Here is a 16,471-nt window from a genome sequence, read left to right as displayed (position 1 = left end):
CTCCCGTCGTGCGTTCGGAACTCGTCGTCGGAACTCGTCGTCGGAACTCGCCGATCGAAATACTCTGGAAATATCCGAAAGAAACCCGGACGAAGAGCACCGTAACAGAGCTCGGTGTTCCGGGAAAGACTCAAGATCCTTATGCGCCAACCGACTATTTCAGGGCACAACTGAGCTGCGGCATCGCCTGGTTGGATCTGCCCAGGGCATGCCGGAATACGGGCTGGACCAACCCGTGAATTACCGCATAAAGTCGTGCGGGAGGCCTGTTCAGGCTTCGCGTAATTGACTGGGAAAGAAAAAGGAGCAGCGATGACCGGTTCGTCCGCCGTACAGCACGACGAGGTGGCCCGATGGACGCCGTGGCACCGGGACGCCGCGCCGAACGGGCGGTCCGGGCCCGTACGCGTCTACTGCCTGCCGCACGCCGGCGGCTCCGCGAGTGCCTATCTGCCGTGGGCCCGGTCCGGCGAGCAGCCGGGCCTGACGATCGTTCCGGTGGAACTGGCGGGCCGGGGCACCCGCCTCGCCGAGCCGCCGTCGGCCGTCATGGACGAGGTGGTCGACGGCCTGCTCGCCCTGCTGGCGAGCCGCCCGGCGGACGAACCGTTCATCCTCTTCGGCCACAGCATGGGCGCCCGGATCGCCTACGAGACGACCCGCCGGCTCGCCGCCGAGGCGCGGCCGCTGCCGCTGTCCCTCGTGGTCTCCGGCGGCCGGGCCCCCGGCACCCCGGACGTCACCCGGCTGCACGGACTCACCGACGACGAGCTCCTGGAGCGCATCGTCGGCCTCGGCGGGACCCCGGCCGAGGTGCTGGAGTTCGCCGACCTGATGCAGATGATCCTGCCGGTGCTCCGGGCCGACGTCACCCTGCTGGGCGAGTACAACGACCGGATCCGGCCGACCGTGCTGCCCTGCCCGGTGCTGGCGCTCGGCGGCGCCGACGACCTGATGGCCGGACCGGAGTGGATCACCGGCTGGCGGGCCACCACGGCGGCCGGCTTCCGCCACCGCATCCTGCCGGGCGACCACTTCTTCCTGCACCAGCAGCGGGCCGAGGTGCTCGCGGAGCTCGCGGCGCAGGCCCGGGCGTGCCTGGACACCGCGGACGGTCCCCAGGAGGGCCGGGCGCCGGGCGCCTGACCCCGGCCGCCCGGTTCCGTACGACGGGGCCGGGCGGCGGGTGGCGGTCCGTCCGGAACGCTCCGGACGGACCGTCATCGCCGGCCCTCGTCGGCCCGTCGCAGGACGGCGGCGACGACCCGGGCGATCTCGTCGATCGGCCCGGCGTCGGCGAGGTCCAGGTGTCGGGCGGCGAGCGGGTGGTTGGCCACCGGCCCGGTGGCGTGGGCCGACCAGACGGCCACCGTGTCCTGCGGCCGGTGGTCGCCGGTCGCGGTGAAGGTGGTCAGCGGCGCGTCGAGCACCCCCGGCGTCCACGCCGCCATCAGCGCGGCGTGGTAGCGGCAGGAGTCGAGGAACACCGCCAGCTCGTCCTCGTCGCGCGGCGCGGCCTCGCGCAGCGCCACGGCCAGCCGGTCGAGCAGCTCCGCGGGCTTGGGCCGCCACTGCTGCGCCAGGACGGCCGCCACCTCGGCGGCGGGCGCGCCCGTCGCCGTCAGCAGCTCGGCCAGCACGGCGGTGTCGGTGACCTCCCCGGCGTCCGGCGGCGCCGGGTGGCTGTCCAGCAGCGCGACCAGGTCGACCTGCTCGCCCTGCTCGCGCAGCAGCACGCCGATCTGGTGCGCGACCAGCCCGCCGAAGGACCAGCCGAGCACCCGGTAGGGGCCGTGCGGCTGGACGGCGCGCATCCGCGCCAGGTACTCCCGGGCCAGGCCGTCCACGTCGGCCGGCCGCTCCCCGCCGCCGACCGGGCCGATGCCCTGGAAGGCGTGGACCGGCTGGTCCGGGTCGAGCCCGCGCAGCAGGCCGATGAAGCCGAGGCCGTCGCCCGTCACCGGGTGGACGCAGAACAGCGGCGCCCGGTCGCCCGTTGCCCGCAGCGCCAGCAGCGGTTCGAAGGGGGCGTCGGCGCGCCCGGGCCGCCGCCCGGTCAGCCGCTGCGCCAGCGCGGCCGGGGTCGGCGCCTCGAACAGCGCCTTCACGGGCAGGTCGACGCCGAACTCCGCGTGGATGCGCTCGACCAGCCGGATCAGCAGCAGCGAGTGGCCGCCGAGCAGGAAGAAGTCGTCCTCCGGGCCGACCGCGGGCACGCCCAGCAGCTCGGCGAAGACCGCGACCAGCGTGCGTTCGGCCGGCGTGCGCGGCTCCCGGGCCCGGCTCTCGACGTGGGTCTGCGGCTCGGGCAGCGCCCGGCGGTCCAGCTTGCCGTTGGCCGTCACCGGGAGCGCGCCGAGCAGCACGTAGGCGGTGGGCACCATGTGGTCGGGCAGGTGGCCGCGCAGGTGGGCGCGCAGCGCGGCGGCCGTGGGCGGTTGCGCGGCGCCGTCCGGCACCACGTACGCGACCAGCCGGGCGGTGCCGGCCCGGTCCTCGCGCACGGTGACGGCGCAGGCCGTGACCGCCGGGTGCTCGCCGAGCCGAGTCTCGATCTCGCCGAGCTCGATCCGGTGGCCGCGCAGCTTCACCTGGCTGTCCACCCGGCCCAGGTACTCCACCACGCCGTCGGGGCGGTGGCGGGCCAGGTCGCCCGTGCGGTACATCCGGGTGCCCGGCGCGCCGTGCGGGTCCGCGACGAAGCGCTCGGCGGTGAGCGCCGAGCGGCCGAGGTAGCCGTACGCGAGCTGCTCGCCGGTCAGGTAGAGCTCACCCGGCACGCCCGGCGGGACGGGGTTCAGGGCGGTGTCCAGCACGTAGCCGCCGGAGTTCCAGACCGGCCGCCCGATCGGCACCGGGTGCGCCTGCTCGTCCGCCGGGCCGCACTCCCAGGCCGTCACCTCCACGGCGGCCTCGGTGGGCCCGTAGAGGTTGTCCAGCCGGACGCCCGGGAGCACCTGCCGGAACCGGCGCACGGTGGCCGCGGGCAGCGCCTCGCCGCTGGCCACCACCAGGCGCAGCCCGGTGCACTCGGCGGCCCGCGGGTGCTGGAGGAAGACGTCCAGCATGGACGGCACGAACTGGGCGACGCTCACGCCCTCGCGCTGGATCAGCTCCGCCAGGTAGGCCGGGTCGCGGTGCCCGTCGGGCTTCGCCAGCACCAGGGTGGCGCCGGTGATCAGCGGCCAGAAGAACTCCCACAGCGAGATGTCGAAGCTGGCCGAGGTCTTCTGCAGCACGCCGTCCCGGGCGCCGAGCCGGTACTCCTCCTGGCCCCAGCGCAGCCGGTTGGCGATGGCGTGGTGCGGGACGAGCACGCCCTTCGGCCGCCCGGTCGAGCCCGAGGTGTAGATCACGTAGGCCGGGTCCCCGGGGCCGGGGGCGGTCGGCGTGACGCCCTCGGGCGCCGGCAGATCCTGCGGCGACAGGCAGGGCACGCCCTCGGCGGGGCGCAGCGCGGCGGCCTGCTCCGGGGCGGCGATCACCGCGGCCGGGCGGGCGTCCGCCAGCATGTACGCGAGCCGGTCGGCCGGGTAGTCCGGGTCCAGCGGCAGGTAGGCGCCGCCGGCGCGGTGGACGGCGCACAGCGCCACCACGAGCTCCACCGAGCGGGGCACGGCCACCGCGACCCGGCTGCCCGGGCGGACACCGACCGCGGCGAGCCGGCGGGCCAGCGCGTCGATCCGGCGGTCCAGCTCGGCCGGGCCGAGCGCCTGGCCCTCGAACACCAGGGCGGGGGTGTCGGACGGCGCGGCGAGACCTGCCGACACGAGGGCGGCCAGCGTGGTCGGGGCCAGCTCCCGCCGCTCGCCGGCGGAGCGCTCCAGCAGCCGCGGCCGCTCGCCCTCGGCGGACAGTTCGAGCCGGGAGATCGGCCGCTCGGGATCGGCCGCGGCCGCGCCGAGCAGCCGCGTCAGGCAGCCGGCGATCGCCTCGACCGTGGCCCGGTCGAACAGGTCGGCGCGGTACTCGACGGCGCCGGTCAGCTCGTCGTCCGGGCCGGCGGGCGTGCCCAGGGTGACGGTGAGGTCGAACTTGGCCGGCGCCGGGCCGGCGGTGACCAGCTCGCTGTCGAGGCCGGGGATCTCCACGGCGGCGCCCGCCTGCTCCATCACCAGGGCGACCTGGAAGAGCGGGTGGCGGCCGGGGGAACGCTCCGGGTTGACCAGCTCGACGATCCGCTCGAACGGCAGGTCCTGGTGGGCGTAGGCGGCGAGGTCGGCGTCCTTGACGCGGCGCAGCAGCTCCCGGAAGCCCGGGTCCCCGTCGGTGTCGGTGCGCAGCACCAGCGTGTTGACGAAGAAGCCGACCAGGTCGTCCAGGGCCTCGTCGGTGCGCCCGGCGATCGGGGTGCCGATCGGGAGGTCGGTGCCCGCGCCGAGGCGGGTGAGCAGCGCCGCCAGACCGGCCTGGACGGCCATGAACAGGCTGGCGCCGTCGGCCCGGGCGAGCTCCGCCAGGGCGCGGTGGTCCGCGCCGCTCAGCCGCAGCGGCACCCGGCCGGCCTGCTGGCCGGTCTCGGCGGTGCGCCGCCGGTCCACCGGCAGCGCGATCTCCTCGGGCAGGCCGGCCAGCGCCCCGCTCCAGTACTGCCACTGCCGGGCGGCGGTGCTGCCCGGGTCCTCGTCGTCCCCGAGCAGCGCGAGCTGCCACTGGGTGTAGTCGGCGTACTGGACGGGCAGGGCGCTCCACTCGGGGGCCCGGCCGGCCGTCCGGGCCTGGTAGGCGGCGCCCAGGTCGCGGGCGAGCGGGCCCATCGACCAGCCGTCGCAGGCGATGTGGTGGACCGTCAGCAGCAGGACGTGCCGCTCGGGGGCGAGGGCGAAGAGGTGGGCGCGCAGCGGCGGCTCCGACGCGAGGTCGAAGGGCTGGGCGGCGGCGGTGCGCAGGGCCTCGGCCAGGCCCTCCTCGGTCACCGTGGCGGTGCCGGAGTGCCGCAGCAGCGGCGGGAGTTGCTCCGGGGCGAGGATCCGCTGCCGGGGGGCCGCGTCCTCGCCACGGGAGAGCGGGAAGACGGTGCGCAGGGCCTCGTGGCGCACGGCGCAGTCGTGCAGCGCGGCGGCGAGGGCGTCCCGGTCCAGGGCGCCGGTCAGGCGCAGGGCCAGCGGGATGTGGTACGCGTCGCTGTGCGGGTCCAGCTGCTGGAGGAACCAGAGCCGGCGCTGGGCGTGCGAGAGCGGGATCCGCTCGGGGCGGGCGGCGGCGGCCAGCGCCGGGCGACATCGCCCGGCGTCCACCGCGCGGGCGAGCCCGGCGGCCGTCGGGCTCTCGAAGACCGCCCGGATGGGCAGTTCGGCCCCCAGCGCGGTGCGCACCCGGCTGACCAGCCGGGTGGCGAGCAGGGAGTGGCCGCCGAGCGCGAAGAAGTCGTCGTCGGGGCCGACCTCGGCCACCCCGAGGACCTCGGCGAGCAGCGCGCACAGCGCGGCCTCGCGGGCGTCCCGGGGGGCCCGCGAGCGGCCGGTGGCGGCCCGCAGCTCGGGCTCGGGCAGAGCGGAACCGTCCAGCTTCCCACTGGAGTTGAGCGGGAGCCGGGCCAGGACGGCGTAGGCCGCCGGGATCATGTAGTCGGGCAGCTGCCCGGCCAGCAGCTCGCGCACCTCGGCGAGGTCGGGGGCGTTCCCGTCCTCGGTCACCAGGTAGGCGGCGAGGTGGCGCTCCTCGGCGCCGGCGCCCCGGGCCAGGACGGCGGCCTGCACGATCGCGGGGTGGCGCAGCAGCACCGCCTCGATCTCGCCGGGCTCGATCCGGAAACCGCGGATCTTGATCTGCCCGTCGGCCCGGCCGAGGTACTCCACCTGGCCGTCGCGGCGCATCCGGGCGAGGTCGCCGGTGCGGTACATCCGGGCGCCGGGCGGGCCGTACGGGTCGGCGGTGAAGCGCTCGGCGGTCAGGGCGGGGCGGCGCAGGTAGCCGCGGGCCAGGTGCGGCCCGGACAGGTAGAGCTCGCCGGGCACGCCGAGCGGGACGGGGCGCAGCAGGTCGTCCAGCAGGTACGCCCGGGTGTTGTCGAGCGGGCGGCCGATGACGGGGGTGCGGCTGTCCGCCAGGGAGCAGGCGAGCGCGTCGACGGTGCACTCGGTCGGGCCGTAGTAGTTGAACACCGCCACGTCCGGCAGGGCGGAGAGCTCGCTCCACAGCGCCGGCCCGACGGCCTCGCCGCCCAGCATCAGCACGGCCGGGCGGTGGTGGCCCTCGGCGAACAGGCCGGCGGCGGTGAGCGCCGGGACGTACGTCGGGGTGAGGTCCAGGAAGTCGAGGCGCTCCCGGCGGACGTAGCCGACCAGGGCCTGCGGGTCGAGCCGGACCTCGTCGCTCAACAGGTGCAGCGGGTGGCCCTCCAGCAGCCAGAACAGCGGCTCCCAGGCGGTGTCGAAAGTGATCGAGGCGACCAGGCCGAGCTGGAGGCGCCGGCCCTGCGGGCCGCCGGACGGGCGGACCATGCGGGTGCGGTGGTGGTGCATCAGGCTGCTGAGGCCGCCGTGCGGGATCACCACGCCCTTGGGCACCCCGGTCGAGCCGGAGGTGTGGATGACGTAGGCCGGGTCGTCCGGGCCGGTGGGGCCGGTGCGGTCGGCGTCCGTCAGGTTCCCGCCGGGGTGGGCGGCGACGGCGGCCCGCGCCCCGGGCTCGTCCAGCACCAGGACGGGCGCGCCGTCCGGCAGCCGGCCGGCGTCGGCGGCCGTGGCGAGCACGCAGACCGGGGCGGCGTCGGCGAGGATGCCGGCCAGCCGCTCGCGCGGCATGGCGGGGCTGACCGGTATGTAGGCGGCGCCCGACTTGAGGACGGCGAGCAGCGCGATCAGCAGGTCGGTGGTGCGCGGCAGCGCCAGGACGACGTAGCGCTCGGGGCCGGCCCCGCGCCGCACGAGCTCCCGGGCGAGCCGGTTGGCCCGCTCGTTGACCTCGGCGAAGGTGAACCGGCCGTCCTCGGCGACGAGGGCCGTGACCTCGCCCTCCAGGGCGGCGCGCTCCTCGAAGGCGCCGTGGTACGTCACGGCGGGGGCCGGCAGGGTGGGCAGGACGGGCAGGGCGGGCCCGTGGGCGCGCTCGAACAGGTCGAGCCGCTCCTCGGCGCCGAGCAGGTCGTACCCGCCGATCCGCTGGTCCGGGTCGGCCGCGGCCGCGGCGAGCAGCCGGCCGAGCCGGGCGGTCAGGGCCTCGGCGCCCTCGCGGGTGAACAGGTCGGTGCTGTACTCGACGAAGCAGCCGAGCCCGGCCGGGGCGCCGTCGGCGTCGTGCACCTCGCGCATGTTGAAGGACAGGTCGAACTTGGCACCGCCCGGGCCCGCCTCGGCGATCTCGCTCTCGATGCCGGGCAGCGCGAGGGAGGCCTCGGGGGTGTTCTGGAAGGCCAGCATCACCTGGAACAGCGGGTGCCAGCCCAGCGAGCGGTGCGGGTTGAGTGCGGTGATCAGCCGCTCGAACGGGAACTCCTGGTGGGCGAAGCCCTGGAGGTCGGTGCGGCGCACCCGCTTGAGCAGCTCGCGGAAGGTCGGGTCTCCGGAGGTGTCCAGGCGCAGGACCAGCGGGTTGACGAAGTAGCCGACCACGTCGTCGTAGCGCTCGTCGGTGCGGCCCGCGATCGGGCTGGCGATCGGGATGTCCGTACCGGCCCCCGACCGGGTCAGCACCGTCGCCAGCGCCGCCTGGAGCACCATGAACATGCTGACCCGGCAGGAGCGGGACAGCGCCAGCAGCTCGCGGTGCAGCTCGGCCGGGAGGTCCCACGGGAAGTACTCGCCCCGGTGCGACATCACGGCCGGGCGGGGGTGGTCGGTGGGCAGCTCCAGGAAGTCCGGCAGGCCCGCCAACGCCTGCCGCCAGTAGGCGAGTTGGCGCCCGCCCTGGCCCTGCGGGTCGTCCAGGTCGCCGAGGTTCGCGTGCTGGCGCACGGCGTACTCGGCGTACGTGCCGGGCAGCGGGGACCAGACGGGCGCCCGGCCCTGGCTGCGGGCCAGGTAGGCGGTGCTCAGGTCGCGGGCCAGCGGGGCCAGCGACCAGCCGTCGCCGGCGATGTGGTGCAGCACCATCAGCACCACGTGCTGCTGCGGGCCGAGCACGAACAGGTGCACCCGCAGCGGGGCCTCGGCCTCCAGGTCGAAGACGTGCCCGGCCCCGGCCTCGATCAGGGCGGGCAGCTCCTCCTCGGTGACGGGCACCACGGTGAGGACCGGCGCCAGCTCGGCCATCGCCAGCACGTGCTGGCGCGGCACGCCGTCGCGCTCGGGGAAGACGGTGCGCAGGGCCGCGTGCCGCTCCACCACGTCGGCGAGGGCGGACCGCAGCGCCTCGTGGTCGACCGGGCCGGTCAGCCGCAGCGCCACCGGGACGTTGTAGGAGGCGTCGCCGCCTTGGAGGCGGTCGTTGAACCAGAGCGCCAACTGTGCGTACGACAGCGGTGTCTCCGCGGGCAGGCTGTGTTCGCCCAGCACGGGGCATCCCTCCAGGTGGAACCGCCCCGCCGGCCGGGTGGGTCGGGCGGGCCGGACGGTGGTTTCCGGTGGCTCTTGGCCGTTGTGGGCCCCGGCCGTGGTGAGTCGCGGCCGTGGTGAGTTACGGGCCGTCGTAGGCCGTCGGGGGCCGCGGCCGTGGTGAGTTCAGGCCGTGGTGGGCCCCGCCGTGGTGATGAGCGGGCCGTGGTGATGTGCAGGCTGCGGTGATTCGCGGACCGTGGTGATTCGCGGGCCGTCGTGGGCCCCGGGGCCGTCGCGGGCCCCGGCCGTGGTGGCTTCCGGGGGTCCTTGTGGGCTCCGGGGCCGTGGGGGGCCCGCCGACGTCCCTCGGCGGGGGGACTACCGGCTACCGCGCTGTGCGGGCGGGAGTCACGCGGTCCAGCGGTAGGTCATGTCCGGCTCGTTCTCCTCGTTGCGGCTGCCGTCGTTGGTGTCCACCACGACGAAGCCGTGCCGCTCGTAGAAGGCGCGCGCCTCGGTGTTCTTCTGGAAGACGTGCAGCGAGAGCTCCTGCGGGCTGGCCGACCTGACGGCCTCCAGCAGCACCGTCCCGATGCCGCGGCGGCGCGCCTCGGGGCGTAGGTAGAGGTGGTCGAGCAGGCTGCCGTCGAGCGAGGCGAAGCCCAGCACGGCCCCGGTCCCGGCGTCCTCGGCCAGCCACACCCGGGTGTCCGGGAGCACGACGTGGGTGATCCAGCTCAGGGTGGCCTCGTCACTGTGCAGACGGGGCAGGTACGGCATGGTCGCGGTGCGGGAGGCCAGGAAGACCTCGGTGACGACACCGGCGTCCTCGGCTACCGCGGCCCGCAGGCGGACGTTCGCGGTGAGCGGTCCGTCGGACTGCATCCACATCTCCTCAGTCAGGTGCGTGAAGGGGTGGTGGTGCCGCGGGTGACGACCGAAGGAGGAATACGTGATCGGCACCCGTCGCACACCGACGCTACGGTCGCGAACTACGGGTGATGGAGCCGAATTTCCCCCCGGATGGGCCGACATAGTGCGTCCCGGCGGCATTGATCTTCGAGCAACCTAACACCTGGTCATGGACAGGGGAACCCCCGAAAGCAGGTTCCTGACAAGTCGATTCTGCGGTTAGATGATCGCGCGGGCCCGGCCCCCGGGGAGCGAGGATTTCGGCGCACCGGGCGGTGACATTCCCCGACTTCCCTTGTACCTTCCCCGACGCCGAACTTCCCCTGGCTTCGCCCGACTTCCTCCGCCCTTCCGACGTCCTTCCCCTGCACTTCCCCTGTGCTTCCCCAGCACTTCCCCCGACATCCCCGACTCCCCGAAAGGAGCGCCCGCGTGGACACCCCTGCCGTCCGAATCAGCGGCGCGGTCAAGACGTTCGGTGCCACCACCGCGGTGGGCGGCCTGGACCTGGAAGTGCCGCCCGGCATGTTCCTGGGCCTGCTCGGGCCCAACGGCGCGGGCAAGTCCACCACCATGCGGATGCTCACCGGGCAGACCCGCGCGGACGCGGGCACCGTGGAGGTGTTCGGGCACCGGATGCCGGAGGACTCCCGCCGCGCCCGCTCCCTGGTCGGCGTCGTCCCGCAGCACGACAACATCGACCCCGAACTGACGGTGCGCCAGAATCTCGACGTGTTCGTCCGGTTCACGGCCCTGCCGCGCGAGCGCTACCGTGAGGCGGTCGACCAGGCGCTGGCCGCCGTCCGGCTGACCGACCGCGCGAACACCCGCGCCGACGCGCTCTCCGGCGGCATGCGCCGACGGGTCCTGCTGGCCCGGGGCATCGTCAACAACCCGCGGCTGCTCCTCATGGACGAGCCCACCGTCGGCCTGGACCCGCAGATCCGGCAGGACCTGTGGGACGTCATCGACGGGATGCGCGAGAGCGGCACCACCGTCGTCATGTCGACCCACTACATCGAAGAGGCGGAACGGCTCGCCGACGAGGTGGCCGTGGTGACCGGCGGCCGGGTGATCGCCCGGGGCACCCCCGCCGAACTGCTGCGCGCGCACGCGGGCGCACAGGCCGCCGAGTACCGGGGCGACGCGGCCCGGCGCGAACTCGTCGAGGCCGAGGCCGCCCGGGCCGGACTGCCCAGCCGGCGGACCGGGCCGGCGGTCTCCGTCCTGCGCGCCGAGACCATCTCCGCGCAGCTGCGCGAGCGTCTCGGCCCGCCGGACGTGCTGCGCCTGACCTCCCTGGAGGACGTGTTCGTCGCACTGACCGGAGAACTGTTCGGCTGAGCCCGGGCCGGCCGCTCTCTCGCCCCCCCTCGTCCCTTGACCTACCGCCCGCCTGCCCGCCCCCACAGAGAGGACACCCGATGACGACGGCGACGCCCATGCCCCGCACCGAGGCCCAGACCGGCCCCGCCCCAGGCCTCCCGCCCGCCCTGTGGCCGACCATGCGGGCGGTGTGGCTGCGCGAACTGCTGCTCTTCCGCCGCTACTGGCCCGCCATCACCTTCGGCTCGCTGATCGAGCCGCTGGTCTACATGACCGGGTTCGGCATCGGCTTCAGCCGGCTGATCGACTCGGTCCAGGGACACCCGTACCCGCAGTTCGTCGGCGTCGGCATGGTGGTCACCTCGGTGCTCTTCGCCTCGGCCTTCGCCGGGATGTTCGAGAGCTTCAACCGCCGCAAGTACCAGAAGATCTACGACGCCGTCCTGTGCCAGCCCGTCGACGTCTGGGAACTGGTCACCGCCGAGGCGTCCTGGATCGCCGTCAAGTCCTCCGTCTACGGCACCGCGCCGCTGCTCGTCTGCCTCGCCATCGGCCTGCCGCCGGGGCCGGAGCTGCTGCTGGTGCCGCTGGTGGCACTGGTCTCCGGCTTCGCCTTCGCCCTGCTCGGCATGTGGGTGTCCTGCCTGGTGCCGGCGATCGACTGGCTGCGGCTCGTGGTGTCCGGCGTGCTCACACCGCTGGTGATGGCCGCGGGCGTGTTCTTCCCGCTGGACGGGCTGCCCGACTGGGTCCAGGGCGTGGCGGCCGTCAACCCGATCTTCCACTGCACGCAGCTGGTGCGTCACGCCGCCTTCGGGACGCTCGGGGCGGGCGACGCCCTGCACGGGGCCGTCCTGGCCGCATTCGCCGTCCTCGCCTGGTTCCTGGCCGTCCGCGGGATGCGCCGCCGACTCATCGACTGAACCGGCCCCGGACCTCCCGGAGCAACACGAAGACCCGCAGACCCGCAACACGTAGACCGTGCAGCACGCAGACCAAGGAGAACCACCCCGATGACAGCCCGCGCCGCGAGCCCGCGCCGTTTCCTGATGTGCCGGCCCAGCCACTTCGGCGTCAGCTACTCCATCAACCCCTGGATGCACCCGGAGAAGCCGGTCGACGGCGCGCTCGCGCTCGCTCAGTGGACCAGGCTGCGCGACCTCTACCGCGAACTCGGCCACACCGTCGAGGAGATCGACCCGCTGCCCGGACTGCCCGATATGGTCTTCGCGGCCAACGGCGCGACCGTGGTCGACGGAAAGGTCCTGGGCGCACGCTTCCGCCACGCCGAGCGCACCGCCGAGGGCCCGGCCTACCTGTCCTGGTTCCGCGAGCGGGGCTGGTCCGAACTGCTGTGGCCCGAGCACATCAACGAGGGCGAGGGCGACTACCTGCTGGCCGGCCGCCGGCTGCTGGCCGGCACGGGCTTCCGCACCGACCCGAGGTCGCACGCCGAGGCCCAGGAGTTCTTCGGCGTCCCGGTGACCAGCCTGACCCTGGTCGACCCGGAGTTCTACCACCTGGACACGGCGCTCGCCGTCCTCTCCGACGACGAGATCATGTACTACCCGGAGGCCTTCACCCCCGGCAGCCGGGCGGTACTGCGCGAACTGTTCCCGGACGCCATCCAGGCGACCGCCGAGGACGCCGCCGTCTTCGGCCTCAACGCGCTCTCCGACGGCCGCCACGTCCTGCTCCCCGAGTCGGCCACCCACCTGATCGGCGAACTGCGCCGACGCGGCTTCGAACCGATCGGCGTGGACCTCACCGAACTCCTCAAGGCGGGCGGCAGCGTCAAGTGCTGCACCCTGGAACTGCGCGGCCACTGACCGCACCGACAAGCCAACCGGTTTTCACCGAGCACGAGAGGACGACGCGGTGACGAACCCCTTCGACGACCCCGACGCCGACTACCTGGTCCTGGTCAACGGCGAGGGCCAGCACTCGCTGTGGCCCGCCTTCGCCACCGTGCCCGAAGGCTGGAAGACGGTGTTCGGCGCAGCGCGCCGCCAGGCCTGCCTCGACCACATCGAGCAGACCTGGCCCGACATCCGCCCCCGAAGCCTGACCCACAGCTGACCCACCACACCACCCCGCCCACCAGCGCAGCCGCCCCGCGCAGTGGCGGGGCGGCTGCGCTGGTGGACTGCCGTCCTGGAACGTGGTCCGGGGCGGTGATCGGCCGCCGCTTGCCTACCGGTATCCGTCCGAAGATCAGAAGGGCGACCAGCCGCTCCAGTTGCCGGAGAGGTTGTTGCGGGAGTTGACCCACTGCCTGCCGTCGGTGCCGATCGCCGAGATGGTGTAGCTGTCGGGGTTGGCCCACGTGCGGATGGCCGGTGTGGTGACCTGGAAGTGTCCCCCCATGCTCTTCCAGTCGCTCAGCCATGTCCCGTTCATCCCGTTCCAGCGGGTCCAGACCGCCCCGTCCGTGCCGATGACGAACACTTCGTCCTGGCCCTGGGGCAGGTGCAGCCATGCCTCGCCGTGGTTGGGGTCGTCCGAGGCACAGTAGAAGTCCCCGCCCCAGACGGAGTGGCAGATGCCGACCGTCGCCGTGCCCGCCTCCGCCGGGGCCGCCGCGAACGCGAGCGATCCCGAGACCGCCGCGGCCACCATCAGTGCCTTGATCCTGCTCCTCATGATCTGTCTCCTTCTCGCCGCCCCCGATGGGCCCGGGTGGTGGCATGCGTGGAACATGACATGGCCATTGGTGCTGTCGGGCGGCTCGGCCTGGGCTGTTCGAGCAATCGGCCGGGACGCGTCCCACGCATCCTCACAACGGCGTCGGGTCCATGACAATCCCAGATTTCTGGGATGTCGATCGACGCTTCCTGCGCTGCACGTTTCGCCGGTGGAGTAGCGCGGGTGGTCGGCGGCCGTCGACCACCCGCGCTCTCGTACTCACCGGGGAGGCGGCGTCGAATGACGTACGCGCTCGGCCGGTGCTACTTGGAGTCGACCCGGCCGAGCGGGTCGGCTTCGGCTGCCAGTGCGTCGCATGCCGTCTGCCAGGCGGGGTTGCCGGGGTGGAGCGCGGTGCGCAGGTAGGCCCAGGTGAGCCGTTGGAGCAGCGCGACCCGTGCGGGGTTCTCGTCCGTGGTCTCGGCGACGTCGTATCCGGAGATCCCGCCGAGTCCGTGCTCCGCGTCGAACAGGGTGAGCAGCGACTTGGGGCCGGGGGAGAGGGTGTACGGATCGGTGTGCCAGTCCGGGCCCCGGACCGTCAGGTGGGCGGAGGCGTCCTTGTCCCCGGCGACCACGAGCGTGGGCGTCGTCATCCGGGAGAAGTCCGGGGTCGAGAGGAAGGGGTAGTTCTCGGCCACCTGCGGGGTGAGGGCGTCGCCGCCCCTGCCGGGTGCGGCCAGGAGGGCGCCCGCCGTGATCCGGGGCTCGGCCAGGTTCACGGTTGTCCCGTCGTCGGGGTCGGTGAGCCGGGCGCCGAGCAGCAGGCTCGCGGTGTGCCCGCCCATCGAGTGTCCGGCGACGGCGACCCTGCCGTGGTCCAGGCGTCCGAGGAGTTGGGGGACGGCGGCCTCGATCGCGTCGAGCCGGTCGAGGATGTGCGTCATGTCCTCGGCCCGGGACCGCCAGTACATGGGCGCCCCGGGGGTGTCGGGGGCGAGGTCCAGCGTCGTCGAGCTGAGGTGGGTGGGCTGGATCACGGCGAAGCCGTGCGCGGCCCAGAAGTTGACGAGGGGGGCGTAGCCGTTCAGCGAGGAGAGGTGGTTCGAGTGGCCCTGGCCGTGGGAGAGGAGGACGACCGGCAGGTCGGTCCCGGTCAGTGGGGCGGAGACCCGCACCTCCAGGTCCACGGCCCGGCCGGGCACCGGCAGGACGACCGGACTGACGGAGAGGACGGGGACGGGGGCGGGCGGGCCGAAGGTGTCGGCCGGGTGCGTCGATTCGCTCATGGTGCGCATGTCCCTTCGGGGGCCTTTCCCGGTCGGGCCTGAGCGGCCGGCGTCGGGCGAGGCGGTCGGGAGCGTCCGGTTTCGGCTATGCTGAAACCGGAACCTTGTTCCACTTACTATACGGAACATTGTTCCGCTTAGTCAACGGCCAACGGCTGTCGGAAGGAGAGCGCGATGTCCACTGCGGGCCAGTCCAGGGAGACCCAGCCAGGGGAGACCCCGCCCGGGGAGTCGCCGGCCAGGGGAAGGCGGGCCGACGCGCAGCGCAACCGGCAGACGCTGCTGGCCGCCGCCGCCGAGGTGTTCGTCTCCTCCGGCGTCGACGCGCCGATCCGCGAGATCGCGGCCAGGGCGGGCGTCGGAACGGGGACGATCTACCGCCACTTCCCGACCCGCGCGGATCTCGTCGTCGCCGTCTACCGCCACCAGGTCGAGGCCTGCGCCGAAGCCGGCCCGGCCCTGCTCGCCGAGGCCGACTCCCCGTTCGCGGCACTTCGCCAATGGGTCGACCTCTTCGTCGACTTCCTGGTCACCAAGCACGGACTCGCCAACGCGCTGCAGTCGGACGGCAGCGGCTTCGACGCGCTGCACGCCTACTTCCTCGACCGCCTGGTGCCCGTCTGCGCACAGCTGCTCGCCGCCGCGGCCGAGGCCGGCGAGATCAGGCCCGGAACGCAGGCCTACGAACTGATGCGCGGCATCGGCAACCTCTGCGCCGGCCGCGACGGCGACCCCCGCTACGACCCCCGCCGCCTGGTCGACCTGCTCCTCCAGGGCCTCCAACAACCGCCGTCATCCTGACGCGCGAGGGCCTTCCGCAACCGCGAGCTCCCCGGCTCAGCCCGTCCTGGCCAGCATGGCGTGGACGGACCTGATCACTACGTCGGGGCGGTCGAGCGGGACGTCGTGCGAGCTGTTGTCGGCCACGACCAGGTCGCGGTCGGGGGCGGCGTGAGCGAACGCCGCCTGCGCGTCGCGCCAGAGCTGGGCATCCTGCGGCGAGGTCTCGAACGGTGTCCTGGTCGAGGCGATGACCGTCGCCGGAAGGTCCTGCGGCCAGGACGCCTGGTGGTACGCACGGTGCATGGCCGCGTAGTCCTGTGCCACGGAGAGCAGTTGGCGGGTCTGGGGAGTGGAGGGCTGGGAGGCGAGAGCGGCGACCTGGTCCTTGTTCGCGGCCACGACCCGGTCGATCTCGCCGTCGGTGTAGAAGTCGGGCAGGCTGGCGTCGATCAGAACCGCACCCCCCACCCACCCGGGGTGGCTGCGCACGAAGTAGGTGGCGATCTCCCCGGCCTCCGAGTGCGAAGCCAGGACCACGTGGCTCGTGGCGCCTGCCGCCGTCAGCACCGCCGCCAGATCCGACACGGCGTCGTCGACCCGCCACGGTCCGGCCACCTCCTCGCTGGCACCCAGACCGGCCCGGTCGTACGTGATGATCTCCGCACCGGTGTCCTTGGCCAGGGCCGGCGCCAGGTCCTTCCAGTAGGACGAGTCCTGCCCGCCGCCGGCATCCAGCACGACCGCGGGCAGACGGCCGGGCGTGACATGGAAGACCAGCCGGTGCCCGTTGTTGACGACCGTCCGGGCGGAGCCGTCGGAACCGTCGGAACCGGCCGCCGAACCGGGCGAGCCGACCGCACCCGGCACGCGGGACGTGCCGCACGCGGCCGCGCTTCCCAGTGCGAGAGCGGCGGTGGCGAGCAGGAGCACTGCCCGCCGACTGCGTGACGTCATGATCCGTCCTCCGATTGCATGATGAAGGCGCGTCAGGACAAGTCACCCGCCACCGACGCCCGACCCTCGCCTCCACGAGACGACCACCAGTCTTCGCCGCCGCCCCGCCCCCGGTCGATGCGACCAACCCCCCGACACCCCCGGGGGCTCCCCCCACCACCCACA

General features: G+C 73.8%; 10 protein-coding genes and 1 pseudogene. 6 read left to right on the top strand and 5 right to left on the bottom strand.

What is annotated here, in order from left to right; genetic code table 11:
* Positions 1-312: 312 nt before the first annotated feature.
* Positions 313-1,146: an alpha/beta fold hydrolase gene (locus tag A6F73_RS35405; RefSeq protein ID WP_079136538.1), complete on the top strand. Its 834-nt coding sequence runs from the start codon at positions 313-315 to the stop codon at positions 1,144-1,146.
* Between the two features lie 74 nt (positions 1,147-1,220).
* Here the strand turns inward: A6F73_RS35405 and A6F73_RS35400 are convergent, their stop codons facing one another.
* Positions 1,221-8,435 (bottom strand): non-ribosomal peptide synthetase, encoded by a 7,215-nt coding sequence (locus tag A6F73_RS35400; protein WP_063352423.1) that lies wholly within the window; start codon positions 8,433-8,435, stop codon positions 1,221-1,223.
* Positions 8,436-8,825: 390 nt separating this feature from the next.
* Complete coding sequence (locus tag A6F73_RS35395) at positions 8,826-9,302, bottom strand: GNAT family N-acetyltransferase (RefSeq protein ID WP_063352790.1); 477 nt, start codon at positions 9,300-9,302, stop codon at positions 8,826-8,828.
* 459 nt (positions 9,303-9,761) lie between these two features.
* On the opposite strand from A6F73_RS35395, the gene A6F73_RS35390 reads away from it, so the two are divergent.
* The 4 genes and pseudogenes from A6F73_RS35390 to A6F73_RS35375 all read left to right on the top strand — a co-directional run bounded on the left by A6F73_RS35390 (position 9,762) and on the right by A6F73_RS35375 (position 12,734).
* Complete coding sequence (locus A6F73_RS35390; protein WP_063352422.1) at positions 9,762-10,673, top strand: ABC transporter ATP-binding protein; 912 nt, start codon at positions 9,762-9,764, stop codon at positions 10,671-10,673.
* Between the two features lie 80 nt (positions 10,674-10,753).
* The gene (locus A6F73_RS35385; RefSeq protein WP_063352421.1) at positions 10,754-11,578 is read left to right on the top strand and encodes an ABC transporter permease; all 825 of its coding nucleotides are present in this window, start codon (positions 10,754-10,756) and stop codon (positions 11,576-11,578) included.
* Between the two features lie 84 nt (positions 11,579-11,662).
* Positions 11,663-12,484 (top strand): annotated as a pseudogene (gene ddaH, locus A6F73_RS35380) (dimethylargininase); the annotation flags it as partial.
* Positions 12,485-12,533: 49 nt separating this feature from the next.
* Positions 12,534-12,734: an MbtH family protein gene (locus A6F73_RS35375; RefSeq protein WP_063352419.1), complete on the top strand. Its 201-nt coding sequence runs from the start codon at positions 12,534-12,536 to the stop codon at positions 12,732-12,734.
* Between the two features lie 135 nt (positions 12,735-12,869).
* Here A6F73_RS35375 and A6F73_RS35370 read toward each other — a convergent pair whose 3' ends face one another.
* Positions 12,870-13,298, bottom strand: a complete 429-nt coding sequence (locus A6F73_RS35370) for a hypothetical protein (protein WP_063352418.1) — start codon at positions 13,296-13,298, stop codon at positions 12,870-12,872.
* A gap of 305 nt (positions 13,299-13,603) precedes the next feature.
* Positions 13,604-14,569 (bottom strand): chlorophyllase, encoded by a 966-nt coding sequence (locus tag A6F73_RS35365; RefSeq protein ID WP_063352789.1) that lies wholly within the window; start codon positions 14,567-14,569, stop codon positions 13,604-13,606.
* A 174-nt stretch (positions 14,570-14,743) separates the two neighbouring features.
* Here A6F73_RS35365 and A6F73_RS35360 point away from each other — a divergent pair, with 174 nt between their 5' ends.
* Positions 14,744-15,370 carry a TetR/AcrR family transcriptional regulator gene (locus A6F73_RS35360; protein ID WP_063352417.1) on the top strand — a complete coding sequence of 209 codons (627 nt, stop codon included), beginning with the start codon at positions 14,744-14,746 and terminating at the stop codon, positions 15,368-15,370.
* A gap of 36 nt (positions 15,371-15,406) precedes the next feature.
* On the opposite strand, the gene A6F73_RS35355 is transcribed toward A6F73_RS35360, so the two are convergent.
* A complete protein-coding gene (locus tag A6F73_RS35355; RefSeq protein ID WP_063352416.1) occupies positions 15,407-16,306 on the bottom strand; it encodes an alpha/beta hydrolase in 900 nt (299 codons plus the stop codon).
* Between the last annotated feature and the right edge of the window lie 165 nt (positions 16,307-16,471).

The sequence above is a fragment of the Streptomyces sp. MJM8645 genome (assembly GCF_001625365.1).
Classification (GTDB): domain Bacteria; phylum Actinomycetota; class Actinomycetes; order Streptomycetales; family Streptomycetaceae; genus Kitasatospora.
The sequence above is the reverse complement of the archived record's forward strand: the minus strand, read 5'-3'. Positions and strand labels throughout refer to the sequence as shown.